The sequence below is a fragment of the Amycolatopsis sp. cg13 genome, from assembly GCF_041346965.1.
GTDB lineage: Bacteria > Actinomycetota > Actinomycetes > Mycobacteriales > Pseudonocardiaceae > Amycolatopsis.
This window is the reverse complement of the sequence record NZ_CP166848.1, coordinates 8,275,232-8,296,372: the sequence shown is the minus strand read 5'-3', so window position 1 is coordinate 8,296,372 and position 21,141 is coordinate 8,275,232. Positions and strand designations below refer to the sequence as shown.

Below are 21,141 nucleotides of genomic sequence, written 5' to 3'. Positions count from 1 at the left end.
GTCCGGTGACGACCTACTTCGCGCACCGCACGGCCGACGCCGATTCTGCGCGGGAACTGGCCGGCTTCCCGGTCGTCGGCCGAGATTGAGACCCTGCCGCGCCTGACTTCAGCACGAGGTCGTCGAGGTCGAGCGTGCTGGTCATTTTCTGGAAGCTCGCGAGGCTTCCGGGCCATTTGGTCACCACTTTGCCCGTCATGCCCTGGCGGTACCAGCTGTGGCACGCACCGGCCTCCCAGACAGAGTCCGCCATTGCGCCGTCGACCCAGGTGTTGAAGTCTCGCTGAGCTCGCTGCGACGGTTGAACGGAGACAGCGCCGTTCTCCTCGACCAGCCGGATGTATTGCATGATCATCTTCATCTGCGCCTCGATGACCGCGATGATCGACCCGCTCGCCTGGGTGTGCGGCCCGGTCACGAGGAAGAGGTTGGGAAACCCCGCGACGACAGTCCCTTTGTAGGCATGTGGCGTTTCGCGCCACGCATCCGCCTTCAACGAGCACGCGGATTCACCGCGGAACTCGATCCCGGCGAACATGGCGGTCGCGGTGAAGCCGGTCGCGAGAACGACCACGTCGGCGTCCCAGGCGCGCCCGTCGCTGGTCATGACGCCGGTCGCGGTCATCGCTTCGATTTCTGCCGACCAGACAGTGGTTTTGCGGTCGGCGAGGGCGGGATAGAACGTGCTGGACATGACCGGCCGGCGGCAGCCGAACCGGTACGACGGGGTCAGGAGTTCGCGCAGGCCCGCGTCGCGGATCTCCGACTCCAGGTAGTCCCGCCACTGCCCTTCGAGCTTGGCGAGGTTGGCCTCGTCCATGACCGCATGTGTCTCCGCCTCGACGTTGAACCGGTGCTCGGCCGCCGAACGGATGGCGTCCATCCGCGCCGGTTCGGCCCGGAACCGGGCCTGTGCCTCGAGGTCGTAGAACTGTTCGTCCTTCGGCATGACGTAGGGCGGGGTGCGGATCACCGCCAGCACGCTCTCGGCCACATCGACGGCGTAGGGGAGAACCTGCGCGGCACTGGCGCTCGCACCGACGACCGCCACGCGTCGACCTGCCAGGGAGATTCGGTCGTCCCATTGCGCCGTGTGGATCACGTCGCCGCGAAACGTCTCGCGCCCCGGAAGGTCGGGAATGCGAGGGGTGCTGAGCGAACCGCTCGCCACGATCAGGAACCGGCACGACAGCGATGCTCCCTCGGCGGTACGCAGGTTCCACACCCCCGCGGGTTCTTCCCAGCTCGCCGACACCAGCCTGGTGTCGAACCGGACGCGGTCCCGGATCCCCAGATCTTCGGCCACTTTGCCGATATAGGCGAGAATCTCGTCCCACGGCGCGTAGCTGCGCGTCCACGTCGGGTTCGGCGCGAACGAGAGGCTGTAAAAATGTGCCGGGACGTCGCAGGCCGCATTGGGGTAGCGGTTGTCCCGGCACACTCCGCCCAGTTCCGCGGCACGCTCGAGAATGACGAAGTCTTCCCGGCCCTCAGCCAGCAGATCGTGCGCAGCGCAGATGCCGCCGAAACCCCCACCGACCACGACAGTCTCGTAGTACTCGATCATGATGGCACTCCCACATCGGCTCTGCTCAAGCGGTTTTCGCGCGAGGAGGGCACCCGCTCGGCCCGTGCCCGTCACCTCACTTCAAACACTCCACGCTGCCGAGGGAGGCCGTCCAAGGCTTGTTTCGCATCCCGTGACGCGTTTCAGGCATCACGGCCCGGCGAGCGGGCTATCTTGGGTGTTGTGAACCCGACCGACGCGCTGCCATCGGTCGAGTTCGACCTCCGGCTGGTCCGCTACTTCGCGGTAGTCGCCGAGCAGCAGCACTTCGGCCGCGCCGCGGCACTGCTGCACGTCACGCAACCGAGCCTGAGCCGCCAGATCCGGACTCTTGAGCAGCGCGTCGGCACCCGGCTGCTCGACCGTGACCGGCAGGGCACCCGCCTTACCCCTGCCGGAGCCGCGTTCCTTCCCCACGCCAGGCAATTGCTGGCCGTCGCCGCGACGGCCGCGGCGGAGGCCCGCGCGGCCGCGGCGCCCAGCCGGGTCACCGTCGGCCACACGCGCGGGCTGATCGTCACTCCGGCAGTGCGGCGACTGCGCCACCACCACCCGGAGGCCGAGGTGCACACCGTGCACCTGGAGCTGTCCGAGCTGCGGACGGCCCTGTTCGGTTACCGGGTGGACGCCGTCGTGACGCGACTGCCGTTCGCCACTGACGGGCTGTGCGTCACCGTCCTGTACGAGGAGGCCCGGGTGCTGCTCGTGGCCGGGGACCACCGGCTGGCCGGCCGGGAATCGGTCACCCTCGACGACATCGCGACTGAGCCCATGCCGAGGCTGCCCGATGCGGAGTGGGACTCGTACTGGCGTCTGGACCCCCGTCCGGACGGCACGCCGGCACCCGGCGGTCCGCTGATCGGCCACCTCGAGGACTCGTTCGAACTGGTCGCCTCCGGGCAGGCCGTCGCCATCGTGCCCGCCGGGCTGCGTGCCGACAGCACCCGCCCGGACCTGATCTCGATCCCGCTGCACGGCTTCGAGCCCTGCCAGGTGGTGCTCGCCACCCGCGCCGGGGAGACCGCGCATTTGGTGGCCGCGTTCCGCGAGGCCGCGCAGGCCTTGCTCGAAGGGGCGGGCGGCCCCCGCGGCGACTGTGCTGGGCGACCGGGGACGCATCGGCCGCGCTGAACCGGTCCGCAGCGACACCAGACCGCGGACTCGGTCGTCGATGCACACGGCGGTGCGAGTTCGAGAGGTTCCCCCGAGCACATCGACGAATCGTGCGACCTGATCTACACGTTGACCGGACATCCGCCCACCAGCTTGGAATACGGCTACGGAACCAGTCGCTCGTTCCGCGGGTGGTCGGGTCAGGTCTTGTGGCAAGAGACGAGTGATTTCGTGCTGATCATCGCTCGCATGATCAGCGAAAAAGCCCCGTTTCGGATCGCTGGCACAGCTGACTTCGACCGGATTCTCTCGAAGATTCCCGGCATAGCCGAGTAGTGTCGGCCGGGCACATCGACCCCCCTTTCCGACCTGTCCACCCATAGCGGTGCCAGGAATGTTCTGATAGACACCTCGACGGATCCCCACTATCTCGTTCGCGTCGGCGACTCACTCGCGGTGACCGATCCCCCACTCGGGCAAGGGACTTCCCTTGCGGCGTGGGAATCCGGCGTGCTGATCGAAGAAATATCCCGGAACAGTCCCGCCGCCGCAGCGGCGTCATATCGGCGGCAAGTGGAACGGGTCCTCGGACCTGGAACGAGATGCCACCGAGAACCGCGGCTCCTGGTTACGCTGGAACAGATCCGTCGCGCTGGTGGATCTTGGTGGCGGCCGGTGAACCCGGCGATTGGCGACAACGAAAACGACGGGAGTCCAATTTGTTCGATATCGTAGCAACGGCGATCAAGGACGGCTGGACGTCCGCTCGGCGCGATGACTACCCGGTGACGCTCGAGTACTTCCGTGCTCTCCGTTCCGAACACCCGGAGGACCCGCGGACCCAATACGCGCTCGCATGCGCGCTGGACTACTCCGGATTGGAGGCCGATGCGGCGGAGGAATACGAGCGGTGTGGCTGGTCGGCGCTGTCGGATGACGATCGTCGCGGCGGGAGGGTGCAGTATGCCAGCACGCTGCGGAACCTGGGCCGGTACAACGAGGCGCTCGCCGCGCGCAAGGGCAGGTCTTGGCCGCGTTTCCGGTAATTCTTCGACGTGACCTAAGACCGCCAGGTGTCGACACGCCTGGCGACCGGCGGCGAGGCCCGCATGAGTGTCCCGGCGGCACCACCGCGTCACTCCTCGGACTGGACGCCGAGTGTGTCAATCACGACGGGTTTCCTCGTTCCGTTCCATTATTTCTCGCACGGCCTTCGCCCGGCGAATCACTTCCGGCCACTGCGAGCTGTTCAAGTAATCAGCGTCGGGAACGTCCCCGAGTTCGTCGACCAGCGGGCCGAGTACCTCACCCAGCCGAGCGAGCGGAAACTCCTCGTCGGCGTAGATCAGCTCCCCGACGCAGCCGGGGGCGGGGGCCGGAAGAATCGGCGAGTCGTCGAAGAGGGAGTGGACTGCCAAATCGAATTCGTCATAGTAGTCCGGGTGCGGGAGTTCGCGCCGGATCCACACTCGTTCCTGGTAGTCGCGGTCCGACAAACTGACGATCGCGGAGACGATCTGCGTTCTGATCCCAGGGAAGCGTATTCCGTTCATGTCAAGATATTTCCCATCGGGCCAACGCATCCCTCGAAAGCGTGCGCACGACCTTCCAGTCGGCTGAGGTCTCCAGCGAGTTCGCGTGCCACAGATCCTCGTTGTCGCGACCAGTTCGTCCGCGGACGGGCTTGCTCCGAGGTCATCGGATGGTCCTTCCAAGGTCTTCGTTGTAGCCGTGGACCCTCCAGCACGGCTCGGGCGCCGTGCAGGAGATTCGCACGCCCCCGTTGGACTAGCGAGTACCGCCTGAAATCGGTGGCGGTGCCGACCCGCATCAGCATAGGCTTTCCAGTGCGGGGAACGGCATGGAGTAGATCAGCGGCAGATCACCCGGCTCGTAACCGGGAGGGCGCGGGTTCGAATCCCGCCTCCATGTCCGCCCCTCCGCGTCTTGGAGTAGTTCAGCAGGCAGAACACCCGGCTCCGGACCGGGAGGGCGCAGGTTCGAATCCTGCCTCCAAGTCTTTGAGAGCAGGGGGAATCCACATGGGACACGCCGCGTCGCCGGGGTACGCCTACGGGCAGCTGCAGCGGGCTGTCCGCACCGCTATGTCCGCGAAGGACAATGCGACACGCCAGCGTGCGCGGACGAAAGCAAGCCGGTGGCAGGACGTCCTGACGGGCATGGCCGACGGCTCTCTCCGGATCGGCTCGCGGGTTCCGGTCACGGGCGCTCCGGCGTGGGTGACCCTCGAAGTCGCGCACGGCGGGTTCGCTACCGGCCGCTTCCTGGCCGAGGTTCCGCTTTCCCCTGCCGAGGCCGCCCTGTGCGCCGACGGGCCCGGCACGACCGACCGCGAACGGCTCAACCTCTGGTATCTCACCGACGCCGGGCTCGCCGCGCTCCGAGCCATGCTGGCTTCCGAGTCCTACCGGATCGAGGTTCCCGAGGACGCCGCGCTGCCAGTCGTGGCGTGGCTGCTGGACCGCGGGCACGCCGAAGCCGCGCTCGACCTGGTCGCCGAGCTTCGTCCGCACCTGCATCGCCTTCGGCTGGCCCCGCTGCCCGGCGCGGCGCCGCGGCCGGCGGGCGCGCTGGTGCGGCTGAGCACCGTCGGCGAGGTCCGGGAATCGCTGCGGTCGGCCAGCACCCGGCCCGCGATCGCGGAGATGCTGGAAACGCTGCAGGTGTGGCATCCGCTGTTCGACCGGCTGGTCGCGCTGTGGTGCGACACCGTGGAGGGCGATCTGCCGCGGCTGGCCGAAACCGGCGTCGCCGGCGGCTGGCCGTGCCGTACTTGGCCTGCCGACTGGAGGCAGCGCCGCGCCGAGTGGCTCGCTGACTACGCGAGCGCGAGCGCCCGGCACACCGCGTCGAAAGCCCACCTTCATCCAAAGAGCAACTTCGCCCGGCTGCACCGCGCGTTGCTGGCGTGCGAGCGCGACAGCACGGAACTCGACGGGCGGGACGTGGGCTGGATCCGCCGTGCCCTGGCGAACACGATCACCAAGCACGGCGAACCGGGCTCGGAACCGCGGGCGGCGCTGCGGGCGCTGCAGGCCGCGGTCGCCGCGCGGCCCACCCACGCCGAACTCGCGGCCGCGCTTGCCGAGCGATTGGACCGGTTTCCGGCCGACGGCGGGCTGCCGTCGATCGAACCGGTCGCCGAGGACGCACCGGCCCACCTGGTCGCCAAAATCGCCCGTGCGCTGGAGGCGCCGATCGAGGAACTGGTCGCGCGGAACGTGATCACCTCGGCCGACGTGCTCGCGACGGTCCTGCCCCAGATCACCGCGCAGCTGCTGGCCGCGAACTTCGACGACGAGCAGCTCTCGACGCTGTACGCGCAGACCTACGCGGCCTTCCGCCGCCGGCGCAGTCTGCTGCTGCTCGATCTGGAAAACCAGGTCCGGCTTGAGGAACTGCCCTGGGTCCAGGCGATCGATCCATTGCGAGTACGGCGTCCGGACACTGCCCGGGCGGCCCGGCAGACGCTGGCCCAGACGGTGCTGCTGGCGCTCAACGCGTTCCCGCACGCGATCCTGCCGAACACGCTGGTGCGCGAACTGGGCGCGCTCGCCAAGCAGGCCGGGCTGCCGATGCCGCTGGTGGAGGAGGTAGCCGCGGACATCTTCATGGGCCAGTTCACCGCGAAATGGCGGACGGCGGCGGAACTCACGAGCCGCACGCTGGCAGGCACGCTCTACGCCCGTTACTACGACCTGCCGCAGTCCTGGCCTTCGACGCCACGCCCGCGGCCGTTTCGCGCGCTCGCCAAGCGCACCGCCGAGGACTTCGCCGACATGTGCGTAACCCGAGCTGCCGAAGCCCAGCCAGCGCGCAGACCCGGCTCGGTGGCCGCGAACGGCACGGTCCTGGAGCAGAGCCAGATCCTCACGACGCAAAACCTGGCAGTCCTGGTGCACACGCTGGGTCTGCGGAACCGGCTCCGGGCATCGGCGCCCGACCTGGCCGCAGAGTCATTGAAATGGACGGTGACCCGGCTGGCGACCCGCACCGACCATCACCACGCAGCCCTGCAAGCGATCAAGAACGCGGCATACGCCTGGCGGCAGGCACTGTTCTTCCTGAGCTTCTGCGACACCGACACTCAGCGCGCGACCGTACGCCAGCTCGGCGAGCAGGTGACCCGAGCAGGCTTGGCGGAACGGTTTGCCCCGGCGGTCACCGGCTTGGCCCAGGTGGTGGAGGGCGGTCGGTTCAACCCGGACGGGCAAGTGGAAGGTGAGGCGGGACGGCGCTTCCTTGGCTGGACGACCGGCAGGCACTGGTGCCTGCCAGACGCCACCGACCACGCACGCTAACGCGTTGGGCCCTGTTTCAGACCGCTGTGCGCCTTCGGCCCTTTCCGGACTGCAGGTCGACCGCGCCGGGTCCTCCGACGCTCGCGCTGGAGATCGCTTTTGTGGAACTCGCGGCTGGCCGTCGGCAGGTGTCATCCGCGAATCCCTTGGCCGACAGTTGCTCCGCGCGATTCGCCCCGGCCCGCTGCGCAGGTCAACGGTGCTCGATGCGCCCGAGTTTCGCGTGGCCGAGGATCGGGTAGCCGGGCAATCCGATGGAGACAACGCCTTTCTTTGGCTGGCCCGCTACCCACAGCACCCCGGTCGTGCGGGCTGCGGCGACGAGGGAGGCTCCGCCGACGGACACCATGCGGGATCCTTCCGGTGAGGTGGCCCGGCAGGTGAGTTTCCGGTTCCTCCCGCCGTTTCTCATCGAGTCGGGGACAAGCCGCAGTGGTGTCCATTGGGTCGCCCGAGCTGCCCGCGGTGCGCGGTTCAGCCAGTAGTGCAGGGATGCCGCCGACGTCCAGACGAGGGCGCCGGCCAGATAAAGCCCGAGGAACGTGGCGAGCCCGAGGAGTTCGTCGGATTGCCGGTAGGTGTGCAGCAGCAGGGGCGCGTAGGTGGCGCACAGCCAGGCCGCCAGCGCGAGCCTCGTCACGGCGGCCGCGATTCTCCGGGGCCGGTAGAGCCGGACGACGAGGCGAAGTTGCGCGTTGTGAGTCGGACGCGGTACCAAAGGGGGCACCGGACGCGCCGAGTCGGGCAGTGCGCGGGCGCGCAGAACGGCAGTGGCCACTGAGCCAGGCACCACGATCCCTGCACGGCCCGAAGGTTCGGGGCCCACCGTCCAGACATAACTCCCGCTATTGAACAACCCGTTAACCATTGGCGGGCCGACGCGGAACCACTGGTCGTTCGCCAGCCTCAGGTACAGCGCGCGCTTCGTGGCCTGGAGCATGTCGTCGTCCACGAACACTTTACGGAACGGCATGTCGAGCAACCGCTCCCGTGCTTTTCGCGGGGCACGAAACGCGCTCCGGGCGAGCAACCAGAGCCTGGCAGCCGCGAAGGCAGTCACGACGGCGGGAAGAGCTAGGTAGATCTTCGACCGGGCGAACACGATCAGCGCCAGGCCCGTCGTCAAACAGACGAACAGGAACACAGCACGTTTGCGCCGTGCATTCCGGTCCCCGCGCACGCTCGGCGCGAACCATCGGTCCTCGCTCAACGGCCGACCCGGCTCCGGCTCGACAACGACGCGGTCCACCGCCGGCGGTGTGTTGGCATCGGGGACTGCGCTCATCGGCGAATCCGTCCTGACCAGGCGGCTCCTGATCGGACCCGAGTGAGCAAGAGATTAATACGCGAGCCCGCGAGCGTCGACGGCGTGGTCTGGCACCACGAGAACTCCCAAACTGAACAAATCGACCAAATATCGCACTGGTTCCGCATGCCGTTGGCCCGACCGTGCACGGGGCGGCCCCATCCGCGGCAACAACAGCAACCTGGAAGAACTCGCACCCCTTGAGGCCGCGACAGAAGGAGGAACCGCCGTGACTGCGAACTCCGGGAAGAAATCAAATAAGCAAGTTCAATCAACTTTGCTCAACCATTTATCCGACGCCTGACCTTGTGAATATGCGGCGTTCGCCGAGGCAGCGGCAAGCTCAGTTTCCGCACGCGCCGGACACCGGCGACACGACATCGTCGCCACGACGCGGCAGAGAAGGAAGATTTCCTGCTGACACCTGCTGGCATCTATTCGTCCACAGTGGACACGACAGCGCCTTGACCGCAGACAACCAGCCGATCCCGCGCGTCCGAACAGCGGGTTTCCGCCACCGGGCCGCCCGGGTCATACTCGGCTCGGTCGCGCATTCGGCGCGCGGCGGGAGGTGTTCTCGAGTGGTGCGAAGAAATTCCTTTCCGGGCACTTTCTTTTCCGTCCTTTTACTCGGCGGCGGTCTCCTCTTGGGCGGAAACCAAGCCGCTGCGACGGGGGCGGTCGTCGATCTCGGCGCGTTTCCGGGCGATACCTCGAGCGAGGTCACCGGGATCAGCGACAGTGGCGTCGCGGTCGGGTTTTACGACACGGGGGCCGAGGCGTCCGTCGCTGCACGTTGGGAGCCGGGCGGCGAGGTCTCACGGTTGCCGGTTCCCGCGCCGTTCAGCAGGTCGGCGGCGCGGGCGGTCAGTGACCGGGGTGTCGTCGTCGGGTCGGCCTACAACGGTGACGGCACGCGGAAACCCGTGCGCTGGCAGCCGGACGGGTCGTTCGTCGAGTTGCGTTCGGCGAGCGGTTTCGGGTACGGCGAGGCCGCGGCGGTCAATTCCGCGGGCGTCGCGGTCGGCTTGACTACGCCGGTCAATTCCCGCGGGCAGGCGGCGCGGTGGGACGGCAACGGGAATCTGACGATGCTCCCGATGCCGTCCGGCGCCGACGAGTCGGCGGCCTTGGCGATCAATGACCGCGGGACGGTCGTCGGGACTATTCAGAATCAGGCTGTCCGGTGGGACTCCGACGGCAAGTTCGTCATGCTTCCTGGGGCCAGCGACAGCAAGGCCACCGGCATCAACGACGCCGGGGTCGTCGTGGGCAGTTCGGGCGGGCGGCCGGTGCGCTGGGACGCGGACGGGACCGTCCACCAGCTGCCGGGACTCGGTTCGCCGGACTCGGGCGGCGGTGCGAACGCGATCAACAAAGCCGGGGTCATCACCGGCAGTTCCAGTGGCGCGGACGGGGTCAGTCACGCTGTGCGCTGGGATTCCCACGGCGGCATTACCGATCTCGGCGCGTTGCCGGGGAGTCGGGAGAGCGGCGGTTCCGCGATCGATTCGCATGGCACGGTCGTCGGCTATTCCGTGGCGTCCACCGGCTCCGTGCGAAAGGCGGTGCGCTGGTCGCCGTCGGGACAGGCGGTCGATCTGGGCCGTTCGCTGCCTCGGTTCGAATCGGCCTCGGCGAGTGCGATCAACGCTCGCGGGCAGGCCATCGGGAGTTCCTGGAAAACCGGCGGCAAGCTGCATCCGGTGCTCTGGTCCCGCGACGGCCGGATGACCGACCTCGACCCGGACGGGGACACCCGGTGGGCGAGCGCGATCAACGACCGCGGCGTCATCGCGGGCACGGACGGCTCCTGGGCGATCCGCTGGAACCCGGACCGGACCGTCACGCGGCTCAAGACGCAGGGTGGCAACGCCTGGTCCAGCGCTGCGGGGATCAACGACAGCGGAGTGATCGTCGGCCGGACGGCGCAGCGGTCGAGAGGGGCGCGGCCGATCCGGTGGAACGCGGACGGGACTTCGACTTACCTGCCCAAGCTGGACGGCGACTTCACCGGCGGCGCTGCCGCGGTCAACAATCGGGGCATCGTCGTGGGGCACTCGGGGCACCGGGACGACACCTCCCGGCACGCGCTCCGCTGGGCGGCGGACGGGACGCTCACCCAGTTGCCCGGCCTGCCGTTGGCCGGTTACACCGCAGCCCTCGCGGTTAATGACCGCGGCGAAGCGGCTGGTTATACCGCCAATCGGCCGGCGCGGTGGAGTGTGGATGGCAAGCTCATGGTCCTCGCTGTCCCCGCTGGCGCGACCCATGCCGAGGCTACCGGGATCACCGGTGCTGGAGAGGTGGTCGGCTGGGCCGCGTTCAGTTCCGGCGTTCCCGACCGGGCGCTGCGGTGGAATGCGGACGGGGCCCTGACCGTTTTGCCGTCGCTGCCGGGCGGGGCCTCGGCGCGGGCGTTGGGGGTCAACGCGCGCGGGGATGTCATCGGCAAGTCCGACAACGGCGACCATCAGGTGCACGCGGTGCGCTGGCCTGCACGCTGAGGCGTCGCTGCCGGTTCTGGCGGACACTCCGGCCTGGGCGGGATCGGGTGAACGCCGGAATCGGTCAGCTGCCTGGCGTGTGTGCAGGGCGGGCCCCGGACGGGCATTGGCTCGTCCGGGACCCGGTCAACCAAGGTTGGCGCCGATGATCCAAACATCGTATTCCTCAGTGGTAACCCCGCAAATTGCGCGGCCGTCCATGGACATTGCCACGAATTCAGGCTCGCCAGGATGGTCCGCGAGGTGACGAGCAAGGGAGGAGTCTTGGCCACGGCGGACGTGCGCCCACGGCAGACTCCCCAGCTGACCTGCTCCGACACTGAGCAGAAAGTCCCCGCCGGGGCCGAAAATGCCGAACTCCGCGGCCGTCGACACCCAGCTTCGCTCAATTTCGCCGACATTGTTTCCCGCGACGGAATCGTGTGGCACCCGGACGGTCGGAACAGCGTCTCCGCTGATGACCACTCGCCAGGCGTCCATCGGAACAGGCCCGGGTAAAGAATAACTCGCTTCCACCACGGCAAGACCGGAGTCGCGAAGCATTCCGTTCCGGAGCTCGAATTTCGGAGAACCGTCGTCCATACCTCATGGTACCCGTCACCAAGATCGAGAGCAGTGCCCGAAATCCGCCAGCGCGCGCCGCCCCGCCCAGGCACGCTCGACACCCGTGGTTGTCGAACTCTCCCCGCTCTCCGAGCAGATCCGCCCCCGTCGGGGGTTGCTGCTCGGGGTGTTGCTGGCCGGGCAGTTCATGGTCAATGTGGACGGTGCGGTGGTCACCATCGCCGCACCCACGATCCGGACCGGGCTCGGTACTGGCGCGGGGCCGGTGGCGCTGGTCGTCTCGGGGTGTCTCATCGCCTGCGCGGTGCTGCTGGTCACCGGGGCGAGGCTGGGGGCCACGAACGGGCGGCGGAGGATTTTCCTGTGGGGGCTGGCCGGGTTCACCGCCGCGTCGCTGGCCTGCGTGATCGCACCGGGGATCGGCTGGCTGATCGTCGCGCGGTTCCTGCAGGGGGCGGCCGGGGCGCTGATGGTGCCGCAGGTCCTGAGCGGGATCCAGGCGCACTTCACCGGCACCGACCGGGGTCGGGCGCTGGGGTACTACGCGGTCGCGCTCTCTGGCGGTGCTGTTGTGGGGCAGGTTCTCGGCGGGCTGCTCGTCTCCGCTGATCTCTGGCGTCGGCTTCGGACCGGCTGCGACCGGGCTGGCCATGGTGTCTTGGGTCGCTGCCTTCGGGGTGGCTGGGCTGGCGCTCCCCCTTCTTCCCGCTCGCTGGCGAGGTTCGCGCCCACGGCTGGGTGCCTTCTCCTCGCCACCGGCTATGCCTCGTTGTGCGTCCACCTGTCGATCGCCGGGCGTCCTGGGCCGCTGCTGATCGTGTTTCTCGGGATCGGCGGGCTTGGTCTCGGGGCCAGTTCGAACTCGCTGATCGACCGTGTCACCTCGACCGCCCGCCCGGATCGCGTCGCGGATCTCTCCGGTGTACTCAACACCAATGCCCAGCTGTGCGCCGCGCTCGGGGTCGCCGGTGCGAGCACGGCTTATCTTGGGCTCCCCTTTGCGACGACCCCCTCGTTCGCCACGGTGCTCGGCAGGTTCACTGGACTTGCCCTGATCGCCGCCGTCCTCGCGCTCGGCACGGAAAGGAAATGACATGCTCGCCGTAGCTCTGTTCGATCTCGACGGGACGCTCGTCGATACCGAACCCCGCAGTCAGGCCGCGTGGCGTCGGTTGTTCCACACGCACGGAGTCGAGTTGGACGAGTCGTTGCTGGCGTCGTTTGCTGGGCGTCCTGGCAAGACTGTGCTGGCTGAGAACCTTCATCTCTTTCCTGGTGAGTACACACTGGACGGATTGTTCGCCGAGGCGATGTCCTACGCGACCGACGTGGCCGAACCGATGCCTCGGGGTGCGGGCGTTGTTCGACACGGTCATTACTGCCGAGGACGTTTCCCTGATCCTGAGGGCTATCTCCTCGGTTGTGCCCGGTTGGGGGTTCTCGCTGGGGTTTGACGGGATCTTGTGACGGCGGACAATTTCCTTTGTTCCGCGCACCAAAATCCCTGGAACAACGGCTGCGTTCAAACCGCCGCGCTATACCCATGGCTCAGCTGAACGGTACGGTACCCGCCATGGCTTCCAGCGTTGATCAGGCCGGCGAGAAACTCCAAGAGCTCGAATGGAAGGTCGACTGTCTCTGCGCGCACTTCGGCGTGGACGGTCAAGGACCGCAGTCTTCAGCGAGTTAAAGAAATGCGGTTCAGTTTTCTCGCACCGGTAGCGCGGCGGCTCTGGATCACGGCGGCGGCGGGAGTCGCGGTCGGTGTCGGAGCGGGCTTCGGTTCCGGTGCCGCGCTGGGGGTCTTGGCTGGAATCGCGGTGGCCGCGGCGGTGTTTGTCGGCTCGGGGTGGCTCGTGTTGTGGCCGATGGCGGCGGAGCTGACCCGCCAGTACGCGCGCCGCGAGGATGTGCGGCCCGCGTTTGAGGAGCTCATTGTCGTCACTGCCGCGTTGTGCGGTCTGGCTGGCATCGTGGTGTTGCTGGTCTCCGGGCAGTCTGCCGGTCCCGCGGCCGCAGCGGTCGCGTTGGGCGGCGTGTTCTTCGTGTGGGCGGCGTTGCATCTCATGTACGCCACCCGTTACGCCGACCTGTATTACGCGGCACCGTCCGCCGGAATTGACTTCAATTCCGACGATCCGCCCGCGTATCGGGAGTTTTTCTACTTCAGTTACAACCTCGGCATGACCTACCAGGTGTCCGACACCAGCGTGTCCAGTTCGACGATCCGCGCGGTCGTGCTGCGGCATACCTTGCTGTCGTACGTGTTCGGCACGGTCATCCTGGCGGCCACGATCAACCTTGTCGCCGGGATCGTCACCCACTGAGCGCGAAGGACCCCAGCATGACCGAACCACGGCCTGGCGAGAGCTTGACGACCGTCCTCGTCGCGTTGGGTTCCAACGTGCTGATCGCGGCGGCGAAAACCGCGGTGGCGGCGATTACCGGATCGGCGGCGATGCTGGCCGAGGCGGCGCATTCCTGGGCGGACACCGGCAATGAGGTGTTCCTGCTCGTCGGCGAGCGCAAGGCGGGCAAGAGCCCGGACCAAACGCATCCGCTCGGTTACGGCCGGGGCGGGTACGTGTGGTCGATGTTCGCGGCGTTCGGCCTGTTCACGGTCGGGGCGGCGGTCTCGGTCTGGCACGGGGCGCAGTCGCTGCGCGCGCCGGAGGAATCGTCCTCGTACGGATGGGCGTACGCGGTGCTCGGGGTGTCGTTCGTGCTTGAGGGGATCTCGTTCGCCCAGGCGCTGCGCCAGACGCGGCGCGGCGCGTCGACCCGGAAGCTCCGGCCGCTGCGGTATGTGCGCGTCACGTCCAATCCAGTGTTGCGGGCGGTGTTCGCCGAGGATCTTTCGGCGCTCGCCGGGCTCGTGATCGCCGGGGCGAGCGTTCTGGCGCACCAGCTCACCGGCGACGCCCGCTGGGACGCGCTCGGCTCGATCCTGGTCGGGCTGCTGCTCGGCGCGGTCGCGGTCTTCCTCATTATGCGCAACATGGATTTTCTGACCGGGGAGAAGGTCACGCCGCTGGCCCGGAACCGGGTGTTGCGGGCGCTGCTTGAGCACGAGGCGATCGAGCGGGTCAGTTTCCTGCACATGGAGTGGGTCGGGGCGGACAAGATCTTTCTTGTCGCCGCGGTCGATCTGTCCGGGGACGCGCCTGAATCCTCCGTCGCGGCGCGGGTCAACGATGTCCAGGACGCGCTCGACGCACGGCCGGAGATCCAGCGGGCCGTAGTGACTCTGGCTCGGCCGGGCGATCCGACTGACCTCCGGCCCTCTCCGCTGCCCGACTGGTATGTCGAGTAAGGCCCAGGTACCTAGCTGGCGGGCAGCCAGGGCGACTGCCAAGCCGGATATCCGTCCACCAGGTCATCCGCGGCGGAAGGGCCCCATGTCTCGGGCGCGTACAGCCGCGCCGGACGCGGGTAGGCCAGTGCTGGTCGCAGAATTCGCCAGCTTTCCTCAACGGCGTCCTGCCAGGCGAACAGCCGGTCGTCGCCCACAAGAGCGTCGGCCAGCAGACGTTCATAAGGCGACCTCGGCGTGCCCAGGTCCCGCTCGAAGGTCGTGTCCAAGCGTACCGGACGCCATTGCTGTGCACTGTCCAATCCGGACAGTCGCAGCCGGAAGGCCGGGTCCGGCGAGATGCGCAGCACCAACTGGTTGGCCTCGACCTGTGCGGCGTCGGGCAGGAACCGCAAGCGGGGCGTGTTCTTGAAGAACAGCCGGACTTCGGTGGCCTGAGCGGGGAGGCATTTGCCCGCCCGCAGGAAGATCGGCACCCCGGCCCAGCGCCAGTCGTCGATCGACAGTTTGAGCGCGACGTAGGTTTCGGTGTTCGACCCGGCCGCCACCCCGTGCACGCTCTGGTAGCCCTCGTACTGGCCGCGCACGCAGTCGCCCGGTTCGACGGCCGGGATCGCCCGGAACACTTCGAGTTTTTTCGCCCGCAGGTCCGCCACGCTCGACCCGACCGGCGCGTCCATCGCCACCAGCGCCAGCAGTTGCAGCAGATGGTTTTGCACGACGTCGCGCAGTGCCCCGACGCGGTCGTAGAACCGTCCCCGCCCGGCGACGTCCAGTTTCTCGGCCATGGTGATCTGGATCGCGGCCACGCTGTCGCGGTCCCACAGTTCGGCGAGCACGTGGTTGGCGAACCGCAGGTATTCGATTTCGGTGACCGGTTCCTTGCCGAGGAAGTGATCGACGAGGAGCACCTGCTTCTCGTCGAGGACCTCGCTCAGCCGCCGCCGCAATTCCTGTGCCGACGCCAGGTCGGCGCCGAAGGGTTTCTCCAGCGCTACGCGGGCGTCGGCCAGCAGACCGGCGGCGGCCAGGTGGTCGACGACGGGGGCGAACAGCGAAGGCGGCAGCGCCAGGTAGTACAGCGGCCGGGCCGTCAGTTGCGAGGAAAGTGCCTGGTACAGCTCGGGATCCGTGGCCTCCCCGCTGAGGTAGGTCATCCGCCGGGCTAGCCGGGCGAACACCGCGTCGTCGAAGTCGTCGATCGCCTTCTCGATCGAGCGGCGGGCGAGTTCGGTGAACTCGGCCTGGGACAACGCGGCGGTGGCGGTGCCGATCACCGGACACCGCAATGAACCGCGCTGTTCGAGCCGGTACAGCGCGGGCAGGGTCATTTTCGCCGCGAGGTCCCCGGTGATCCCGAAGATCACCAGGGCCCCGGCGTTCCAGTCCGCCATCGGTTCAGCCCTGCCGGACCGGCGGATCGTCGAGGAAATCGGCCGGGGGCACGAAGAACAGGCTGCCGGTGACCGCGGTGGAGACGTCGAGCAGCCGGTCCGGCGGGTCGGCGACGAACATCCGCTCCAGCATCTTCTCGGTCACTGCGGGATCGGCCGCGTAGCCGCAAAAGTAGGTGCCGTACTCGCCGCGGGCGATGGAGCCGAAGGGCATGTTGTCGCGCAGGATCTTGTGTTCGGTGCCGTCCGGGTCCTCGATGGTGGTGCGCGCGACGTGCGAATCCGGGGCCTTCTGCGCGTCCGGGATCTCGACGTCGTCGGCCAGGTGCCGGCCGACGGACTCGTCGCGTTCCTCCACCGGCATCGCCGTCCACTTCGCGAGGTCATGGAGGTATTTCTGCACGATCAGGAAGGATCCGCCCGTGAAGGGGCCTTCGCTGATGAGCGCTGCGCGGGCCGCGGCCGCGTCGGTGGGGTTCTCCGTGCCGTCGACGTAGCCGAGCAGGTCGCGGCGGTCGAAGTAGCGGAACCCGGGGGTGGCGTCGTACACCGAGACCGCGTCGCCGAGCCGGGTCACCACCCGCCGGGCCAGTTCGAAGCACGGGTACTGCCGGGTCGCGCGGATGTGCAGGAAGACGTCGCCGGGCGTGGCGGGCGCGTGGTGCCGCGAACCGGTCAGTTCCTGGAACGGGTGCAGGCCGGGCGGGCGCGGGCCGGTGAAAAGCCGGTCCCAGGCTTGCGAGCCGAACCCCGTCACGCAGGTGAGGCGTTCTTCCGGCAGCGGGAACGCCACCGAACGGACCAGCCCGGCGAGATCGGGCAGCAGGTCGCGGACAGCGGCCTCTCCCCCGGGATTGATGGTCAGCGTCAGGAAAGTCGCGCTTTCGCTCAGCTGGGCCAGAACCGGTTGCGGAGTCGTCACAGAAGACCTGCCTCGTCCGGGACGACCTCGCAGGTGCGTTCGCGGTCCAGCGGAGCCGACATCGACGTGACCGTGCCGGTGCCGCAGCCGCGCCAGGCCGTGGTGATGCCCTGCGGCTCGTCGTGGCTCGAAATCGGGCCCTGCGCGGCGGTTTCGGCCGGGCCGACGTGATACGTGCGGATGGTGTCCTCGTCGGTGCCGTCGACCCTGGTGACCTCGTACGCGAAGATCGCGACGCGCTGTCCGGCGGCCGGGAAGTCCGGCGGCCACGGGTTGGCGAAGAGGCCTCCGCTGGGAGTGCCGAGGGTTTTCGCGGTGATCTGGTTCATGGTCAATCCCTTTGAGAGTGGGCTGGAATCTCGATGCGCAGCGCTTGCATCGCGGTGACAAGCTCGGCCAGGTCACGAGGATCGGTCAGCGACCGGTCGGTGAGTTCCCGGATCCGCCGCAGCCGGTAGCGGACCGTGTTGGCGTGGCAGTGCAATGTCTGTCCGGCGCGTTCGGAAGAACCGCCGCCGGAGAAGTACGCCTCGAGCGTCTCCAGCAGCAGGTCGCGTTCGTCGGCGGGCAAATCCAGGACCGGGCCGAAGACCTGGTCTCCGAGCCGCCTGCCTTCGTCGGGGTCGTACGCGACGAGCGCGGCCAGCGGACTGGGGTCGAACGCGCGGACCTCGACGCGTTCCGGCGGGACACCGGCCAACGCAGTCCGCGCCAGGTGCAGCGCACGCGGGGTGTCGGCCAGCGACGTGTACAGCGGGCTGACGCCGGTGCGGGTCAACGCGACCTCATTGAGCACGGTCAGCACGGCGCTGTACTGCTCGTCGCGCACCGACACGACCCCGGCTTGCAGGGCCGGAGTGAGCTGCCACGCCGACACAATGCCGAGCTGCCCGAGCCGCCGTTCGATGCCCGGGAGACTCTCCTCGGCCAGCCCACGGGTCTCTGCCGCGACGACGGCGAGTTTCCCGTCGAGCGGCAGGCCGAGCAGCCGTCCGGCTTCCCACGGCCCGGCTTCGGAGAGGCGCTGACCAGTGAAAAGTGCTTCGGCCAGGGCAGAACGGCGGCGTTGCTGGGCGACGAGAAGTTCCGCGCTCGCCGCCCGGTACGCCTCGGTCACGCGGACCGCGTGCTCGTCGGTGACCTGCCAGAGCAGGCTCGCCGCGTCGATCAGCACGTCGACGCTGCCGGTCTCGCGCGCGTGGGCGGCAAGCAGGTCCCACAGCATCGCGCAGCCGATCCGGTACACCTGCAGCACCTCCGGCAGCGGCGCGCCCTGGTGCGCCCGCCGGCTGCCGGTCTCCTGCGGAGCGCCCTGGTCCGGGGCCTCGATGCCGCCGAGCGCGTCGATCAGGAACCGCACGTTGACCGCGATGGAGCGGTGCAGGTCCGCGCGCGGCACGATCTTCTCGTCCCGGTAGAGGTCGATCCGTTCGCACGCCGCCGCGCAGATCTCGTCGATCAGCCGCGGCAGTCGCGGCTGAGCCCAAGCGACGAGTCCGCCCATAGTCATCGGCTCAGGCCACGGCGTCCCGGCACGTCACCGTGAGCGTGCCGTCGTCGAGGCTGACGTCGATGGTCGTGTTGTCGTGCGCTTCGCCGCCGAGCAGCGCGCGGCCGATCCGGGTCTCGACCTCGCGGGCGAGGAACCGGCGCAGCGGCCGGGCGCCGTAGACCGGGTCGAAGCCCTGTTCCGCGATGAAACGCAAAGCTTTGTCCGACACCTCCAGGGTCATGTTCTGCTCAGCGAGCCGCGTGCGCAGGTCGCCCAGCATCAGCTCGACGACCCGCTCGATCTCCGGCAGCGTCAACGGTTTGAACAGGACGATGTCGTCGATCCGGTTGAGGAACTCCGGCCGGAAATGCCCGCGCAGCGCGCCCATGACCTCGCTGCGCGCGGACTCGGTGATCTCGCCCTCGGCGTTCACTCCGTCGAGCAGGAAGTGCGCGCCGATGTTGGAGGTCATGATGATGACGGTGTTGCGGAAGTCGACCGTGCGGCCCTGCGAATCAGTCAACCGCCCGTCGTCGAGCACCTGCAGCAGCGTATTGAAGACGTCAGCGTGCGCCTTCTCGATCTCGTCGAACAACACCACCGAATACGGCTTCCGCCGCACCGCCTCGGTGAGCTGGCCGCCCTCGTCGTAACCGACATACCCGGGCGGCGCGCCGACGAGCCGCGACACCGTGTGCCGCTCCTGGTACTCGCTCATGTCGATCCGGACGATGTTGTCCTCGGTGTCGAACAGATCCGCCGCCAGCGCCTTCGCCAGCTCGGTCTTCCCGACCCCGGTCGGGCCCAGGAACAGGAACGACCCGATCGGACGGCGCGGATCCTTGATCCGGGACCGGGCGCGGATGATCGCGTCCGCGACCAGCTGCACCGCCTCGTCCTGCCCGATCACGCGCTCGTGCAGCAATTCGTCCAGGCGCAGCAGCTTCGACCGCTCGCCCTCCTGCAACCGGCTCACCGGGATTCCGGTCCACCGCGACACGACCGCCGCGATCTCCTCCTCCGTCACGACCTCGCGCAGCAACCGGGTGCCCGCCTGCCGCGTGGCGAGCAGCTCTTCCTCGCCCTCCAGCCGACGCTCCAGCTCCGGGAGCTTGCCGTGCCGCAATTCGGCGGCCTTGTTCAAGTCGTAAGCGCGTTCGGCGGAATCGGCGTCCCGGCTGACCTGCTCGATCTCCTCGCGCAGCGCCTGAACCTTGTGCAACGCCGAGCGCTCCGCCTCCCACTGCGTCCGCATCCCGCCCGCCTCGGCCCGCAAATCGACCAGCTCGCGACGCAGTTCTTCCAGCCGCGCCTTGCTCGCCGCGTCGGTTTCCTTCGCCAGCGCGGCTTCTTCGATCTCCGTGCGAGTCAGCCGCCGGCTCAGCTCGTCCAATTCAGCGGGCATCGAGTCGATCTCCGTGCGCAGCATCGCGCACGCCTCGTCCACCAGGTCGATCGCCTTGTCCGGCAGGAACCGGTCCGAGATATAGCGATGGCTCAGCACCACCGCCGCGACCAGCGCGCTGTCCTGGATCTTCACGCCGTGGAACACCTCGAGCCGCTCGCGCAGCCCGCGCATGATCGAAATCGCGTCCTCGACCGACGGCTCGTCCACCAACACGGGCTGGAACCGTCGTTCGAGCGCGGCGTCCTTCTCGATGTACTTGCGATACTCGTCCGCCGTCGTCGCGCCGATCAGATGCAGCTCGCCGCGCGCCAGCATGGGTTTCAGCATGTTGCCCGCGTCCGTCGCACCCTCGGTGGCACCCGCGCCGACGACGGTGTGCAGCTCGTCGACGAACAACAGAATCCGGCCCTCGGCGGCGGTCACCTCGTTGAGGACGGCCTTGAGCCGCTCCTCGAACTCGCCCCGGTACTTCGCGCCCGCGACGAGCGCGCCGAGGTCGAGCGAGAACACCGTCTTGCCCTTGAGCCCCTCCGGCACGTCGCCGCGGTCGATGCGCTGCGCGAGCCCCTCGACGATCGCGGTCTTGCCCACACCCGGATCACCGGTGAGCACCGGGTTGTTCTTCGTCTTGCGCGACAGGATCTGGATCACCCGGCGGATCTCCGCGTCGCGTCCGATCACCGGGTCCAGCTTGCCCGCCGCCGCGTCGGCGACGAGGTCGCGGCCGTACTTTTCCAACGCCTCGTAAGCAGATTCCGGCGTCGCCGACGTCACCCGCTGGTTGCCGCGCACCTTCCGCAGCACCTCCAGGAACTTGTCCCGCGTCAGCCCCGCCCCGCGCAACAATCGTCCGGCCGCGCTCGAACTGCCCTCCTCCAGCAACGCCGCCACGAGGTGTTCGACGGACACGTAATCGTCCTTCAACCGCCCCGCTTCGCGATCGGCCGCGTCGAGCACCCGCGCAAGCCGAGCGGTCACGCGGGTTTCGCCAGGCGTGACACCGGGGCCGCTCACCTTGGGACGGCGGCCAAGCTCGGTTTCCAGCTCTTGCTTGAGCCGGGCCGGATCCGCGCCCGCTTCGTCGAGGAGCCGCGACGCGAGCCCGTCGGGCTGATCGAGCAACGCGAGCAGCAGGTGTTCGCCGTCGACCTCCGGCTGGCCGTACCGCAGCGCGGCGGTCTGGGCGTCGTGCAGCGCTTCCTGGGACTTCTGGGTGAGCCGGTTGGGATCCAT

At 68.3% G+C, this 21,141-nt stretch carries 17 protein-coding genes and 2 tRNA genes; 10 read left to right on the top strand and 9 right to left on the bottom strand.

Features of this window, described 5'->3' with window-relative positions:
* Positions 1-13 precede the first annotated feature (13 nt).
* The gene (locus AB5I40_RS38875; protein ID WP_370935150.1) at positions 14-1,567 is read right to left on the bottom strand and encodes a flavin-containing monooxygenase; all 1,554 of its coding nucleotides are present in this window, start codon (positions 1,565-1,567) and stop codon (positions 14-16) included.
* 183 nt (positions 1,568-1,750) lie between these two features.
* Here AB5I40_RS38875 and AB5I40_RS38870 point away from each other — a divergent pair, with 183 nt between their 5' ends.
* Together AB5I40_RS38870 and AB5I40_RS38865 are read left to right on the top strand one after the other, a co-directional pair.
* Positions 1,751-2,698, top strand: a complete 948-nt coding sequence (locus AB5I40_RS38870) for a LysR family transcriptional regulator (protein WP_370935149.1) — start codon at positions 1,751-1,753, stop codon at positions 2,696-2,698.
* 701 nt (positions 2,699-3,399) lie between these two features.
* Positions 3,400-3,726, top strand: coding sequence for a tetratricopeptide repeat protein (locus tag AB5I40_RS38865; protein ID WP_370935148.1), 327 nt, complete (start codon positions 3,400-3,402; stop codon positions 3,724-3,726).
* A 117-nt stretch (positions 3,727-3,843) separates the two neighbouring features.
* On the opposite strand, the gene AB5I40_RS38860 is transcribed toward AB5I40_RS38865, so the two are convergent.
* Positions 3,844-4,233, bottom strand: coding sequence for a hypothetical protein (locus AB5I40_RS38860; RefSeq protein WP_370935147.1), 390 nt, complete (start codon positions 4,231-4,233; stop codon positions 3,844-3,846).
* 307 nt (positions 4,234-4,540) lie between these two features.
* Between AB5I40_RS38860 and AB5I40_RS38855 the strand changes: the two genes are divergently transcribed.
* From AB5I40_RS38855 to AB5I40_RS38845, 3 genes are all read left to right on the top strand, one after another.
* Positions 4,541-4,612, top strand: a tRNA-Thr gene (locus tag AB5I40_RS38855).
* 14 nt (positions 4,613-4,626) lie between these two features.
* Positions 4,627-4,699, top strand: a tRNA-Arg gene (locus AB5I40_RS38850).
* A 23-nt stretch (positions 4,700-4,722) separates the two neighbouring features.
* Positions 4,723-7,002 (top strand): hypothetical protein, encoded by a 2,280-nt coding sequence (locus AB5I40_RS38845; protein ID WP_370935146.1) that lies wholly within the window; start codon positions 4,723-4,725, stop codon positions 7,000-7,002.
* 193 nt (positions 7,003-7,195) lie between these two features.
* Here AB5I40_RS38845 and AB5I40_RS38840 read toward each other — a convergent pair whose 3' ends face one another.
* Positions 7,196-8,287, bottom strand: coding sequence for a hypothetical protein (locus AB5I40_RS38840; RefSeq protein WP_370935145.1), 1,092 nt, complete (start codon positions 8,285-8,287; stop codon positions 7,196-7,198).
* Between the two features lie 668 nt (positions 8,288-8,955).
* On the opposite strand from AB5I40_RS38840, the gene AB5I40_RS38835 reads away from it, so the two are divergent.
* On the top strand, positions 8,956-10,815 hold the full coding sequence (locus AB5I40_RS38835; protein ID WP_370935144.1) for a hypothetical protein: 1,860 nt from the start codon (positions 8,956-8,958) through the stop codon (positions 10,813-10,815).
* A 126-nt stretch (positions 10,816-10,941) separates the two neighbouring features.
* Here the strand turns inward: AB5I40_RS38835 and AB5I40_RS38830 are convergent, their stop codons facing one another.
* Positions 10,942-11,397: a hypothetical protein gene (locus tag AB5I40_RS38830; RefSeq protein ID WP_370935143.1), complete on the bottom strand. Its 456-nt coding sequence runs from the start codon at positions 11,395-11,397 to the stop codon at positions 10,942-10,944.
* Between the two features lie 85 nt (positions 11,398-11,482).
* On the opposite strand from AB5I40_RS38830, the gene AB5I40_RS38825 reads away from it, so the two are divergent.
* The 4 genes from AB5I40_RS38825 (at position 11,483) to AB5I40_RS38810 (ending at position 14,692) form a co-directional block, all read left to right on the top strand.
* A complete protein-coding gene (locus tag AB5I40_RS38825; RefSeq protein WP_370935142.1) occupies positions 11,483-12,472 on the top strand; it encodes an MFS transporter in 990 nt (329 codons plus the stop codon).
* Position 12,473: 1 nt separating this feature from the next.
* The gene (locus AB5I40_RS38820) at positions 12,474-12,833 is read left to right on the top strand and encodes an HAD hydrolase-like protein (protein WP_370935141.1); all 360 of its coding nucleotides are present in this window, start codon (positions 12,474-12,476) and stop codon (positions 12,831-12,833) included.
* A 240-nt stretch (positions 12,834-13,073) separates the two neighbouring features.
* Complete coding sequence (locus tag AB5I40_RS38815; RefSeq protein WP_370935140.1) at positions 13,074-13,706, top strand: DUF1345 domain-containing protein; 633 nt, start codon at positions 13,074-13,076, stop codon at positions 13,704-13,706.
* Between the two features lie 17 nt (positions 13,707-13,723).
* On the top strand, positions 13,724-14,692 hold the full coding sequence (locus tag AB5I40_RS38810) for a cation diffusion facilitator family transporter (RefSeq protein WP_370935139.1): 969 nt from the start codon (positions 13,724-13,726) through the stop codon (positions 14,690-14,692).
* A gap of 11 nt (positions 14,693-14,703) precedes the next feature.
* On the opposite strand, the gene AB5I40_RS38805 is transcribed toward AB5I40_RS38810, so the two are convergent.
* The 5 genes from AB5I40_RS38805 to clpB are packed head-to-tail and all read right to left on the bottom strand — an operon-like array spanning position 14,704 to position 21,141.
* Positions 14,704-16,086 (bottom strand): glucose-6-phosphate dehydrogenase, encoded by a 1,383-nt coding sequence (locus AB5I40_RS38805; RefSeq protein ID WP_370935138.1) that lies wholly within the window; start codon positions 16,084-16,086, stop codon positions 14,704-14,706.
* 4 nt (positions 16,087-16,090) lie between these two features.
* Positions 16,091-17,008: a Dyp-type peroxidase gene (locus tag AB5I40_RS38800; protein WP_370935137.1), complete on the bottom strand. Its 918-nt coding sequence runs from the start codon at positions 17,006-17,008 to the stop codon at positions 16,091-16,093.
* Positions 17,005-17,337 (bottom strand): hypothetical protein, encoded by a 333-nt coding sequence (locus tag AB5I40_RS38795; RefSeq protein ID WP_370935136.1) that lies wholly within the window; start codon positions 17,335-17,337, stop codon positions 17,005-17,007. Before AB5I40_RS38795 ends, AB5I40_RS38800 begins: the two co-directional genes overlap by 4 nt.
* A gap of 2 nt (positions 17,338-17,339) precedes the next feature.
* On the bottom strand, positions 17,340-18,518 hold the full coding sequence (locus tag AB5I40_RS38790) for a PucR family transcriptional regulator (RefSeq protein WP_370935135.1): 1,179 nt from the start codon (positions 18,516-18,518) through the stop codon (positions 17,340-17,342).
* Positions 18,519-18,522: 4 nt separating this feature from the next.
* Complete coding sequence (gene clpB / locus AB5I40_RS38785; protein ID WP_370935134.1) at positions 18,523-21,141, bottom strand: ATP-dependent chaperone ClpB; 2,619 nt, start codon at positions 21,139-21,141, stop codon at positions 18,523-18,525.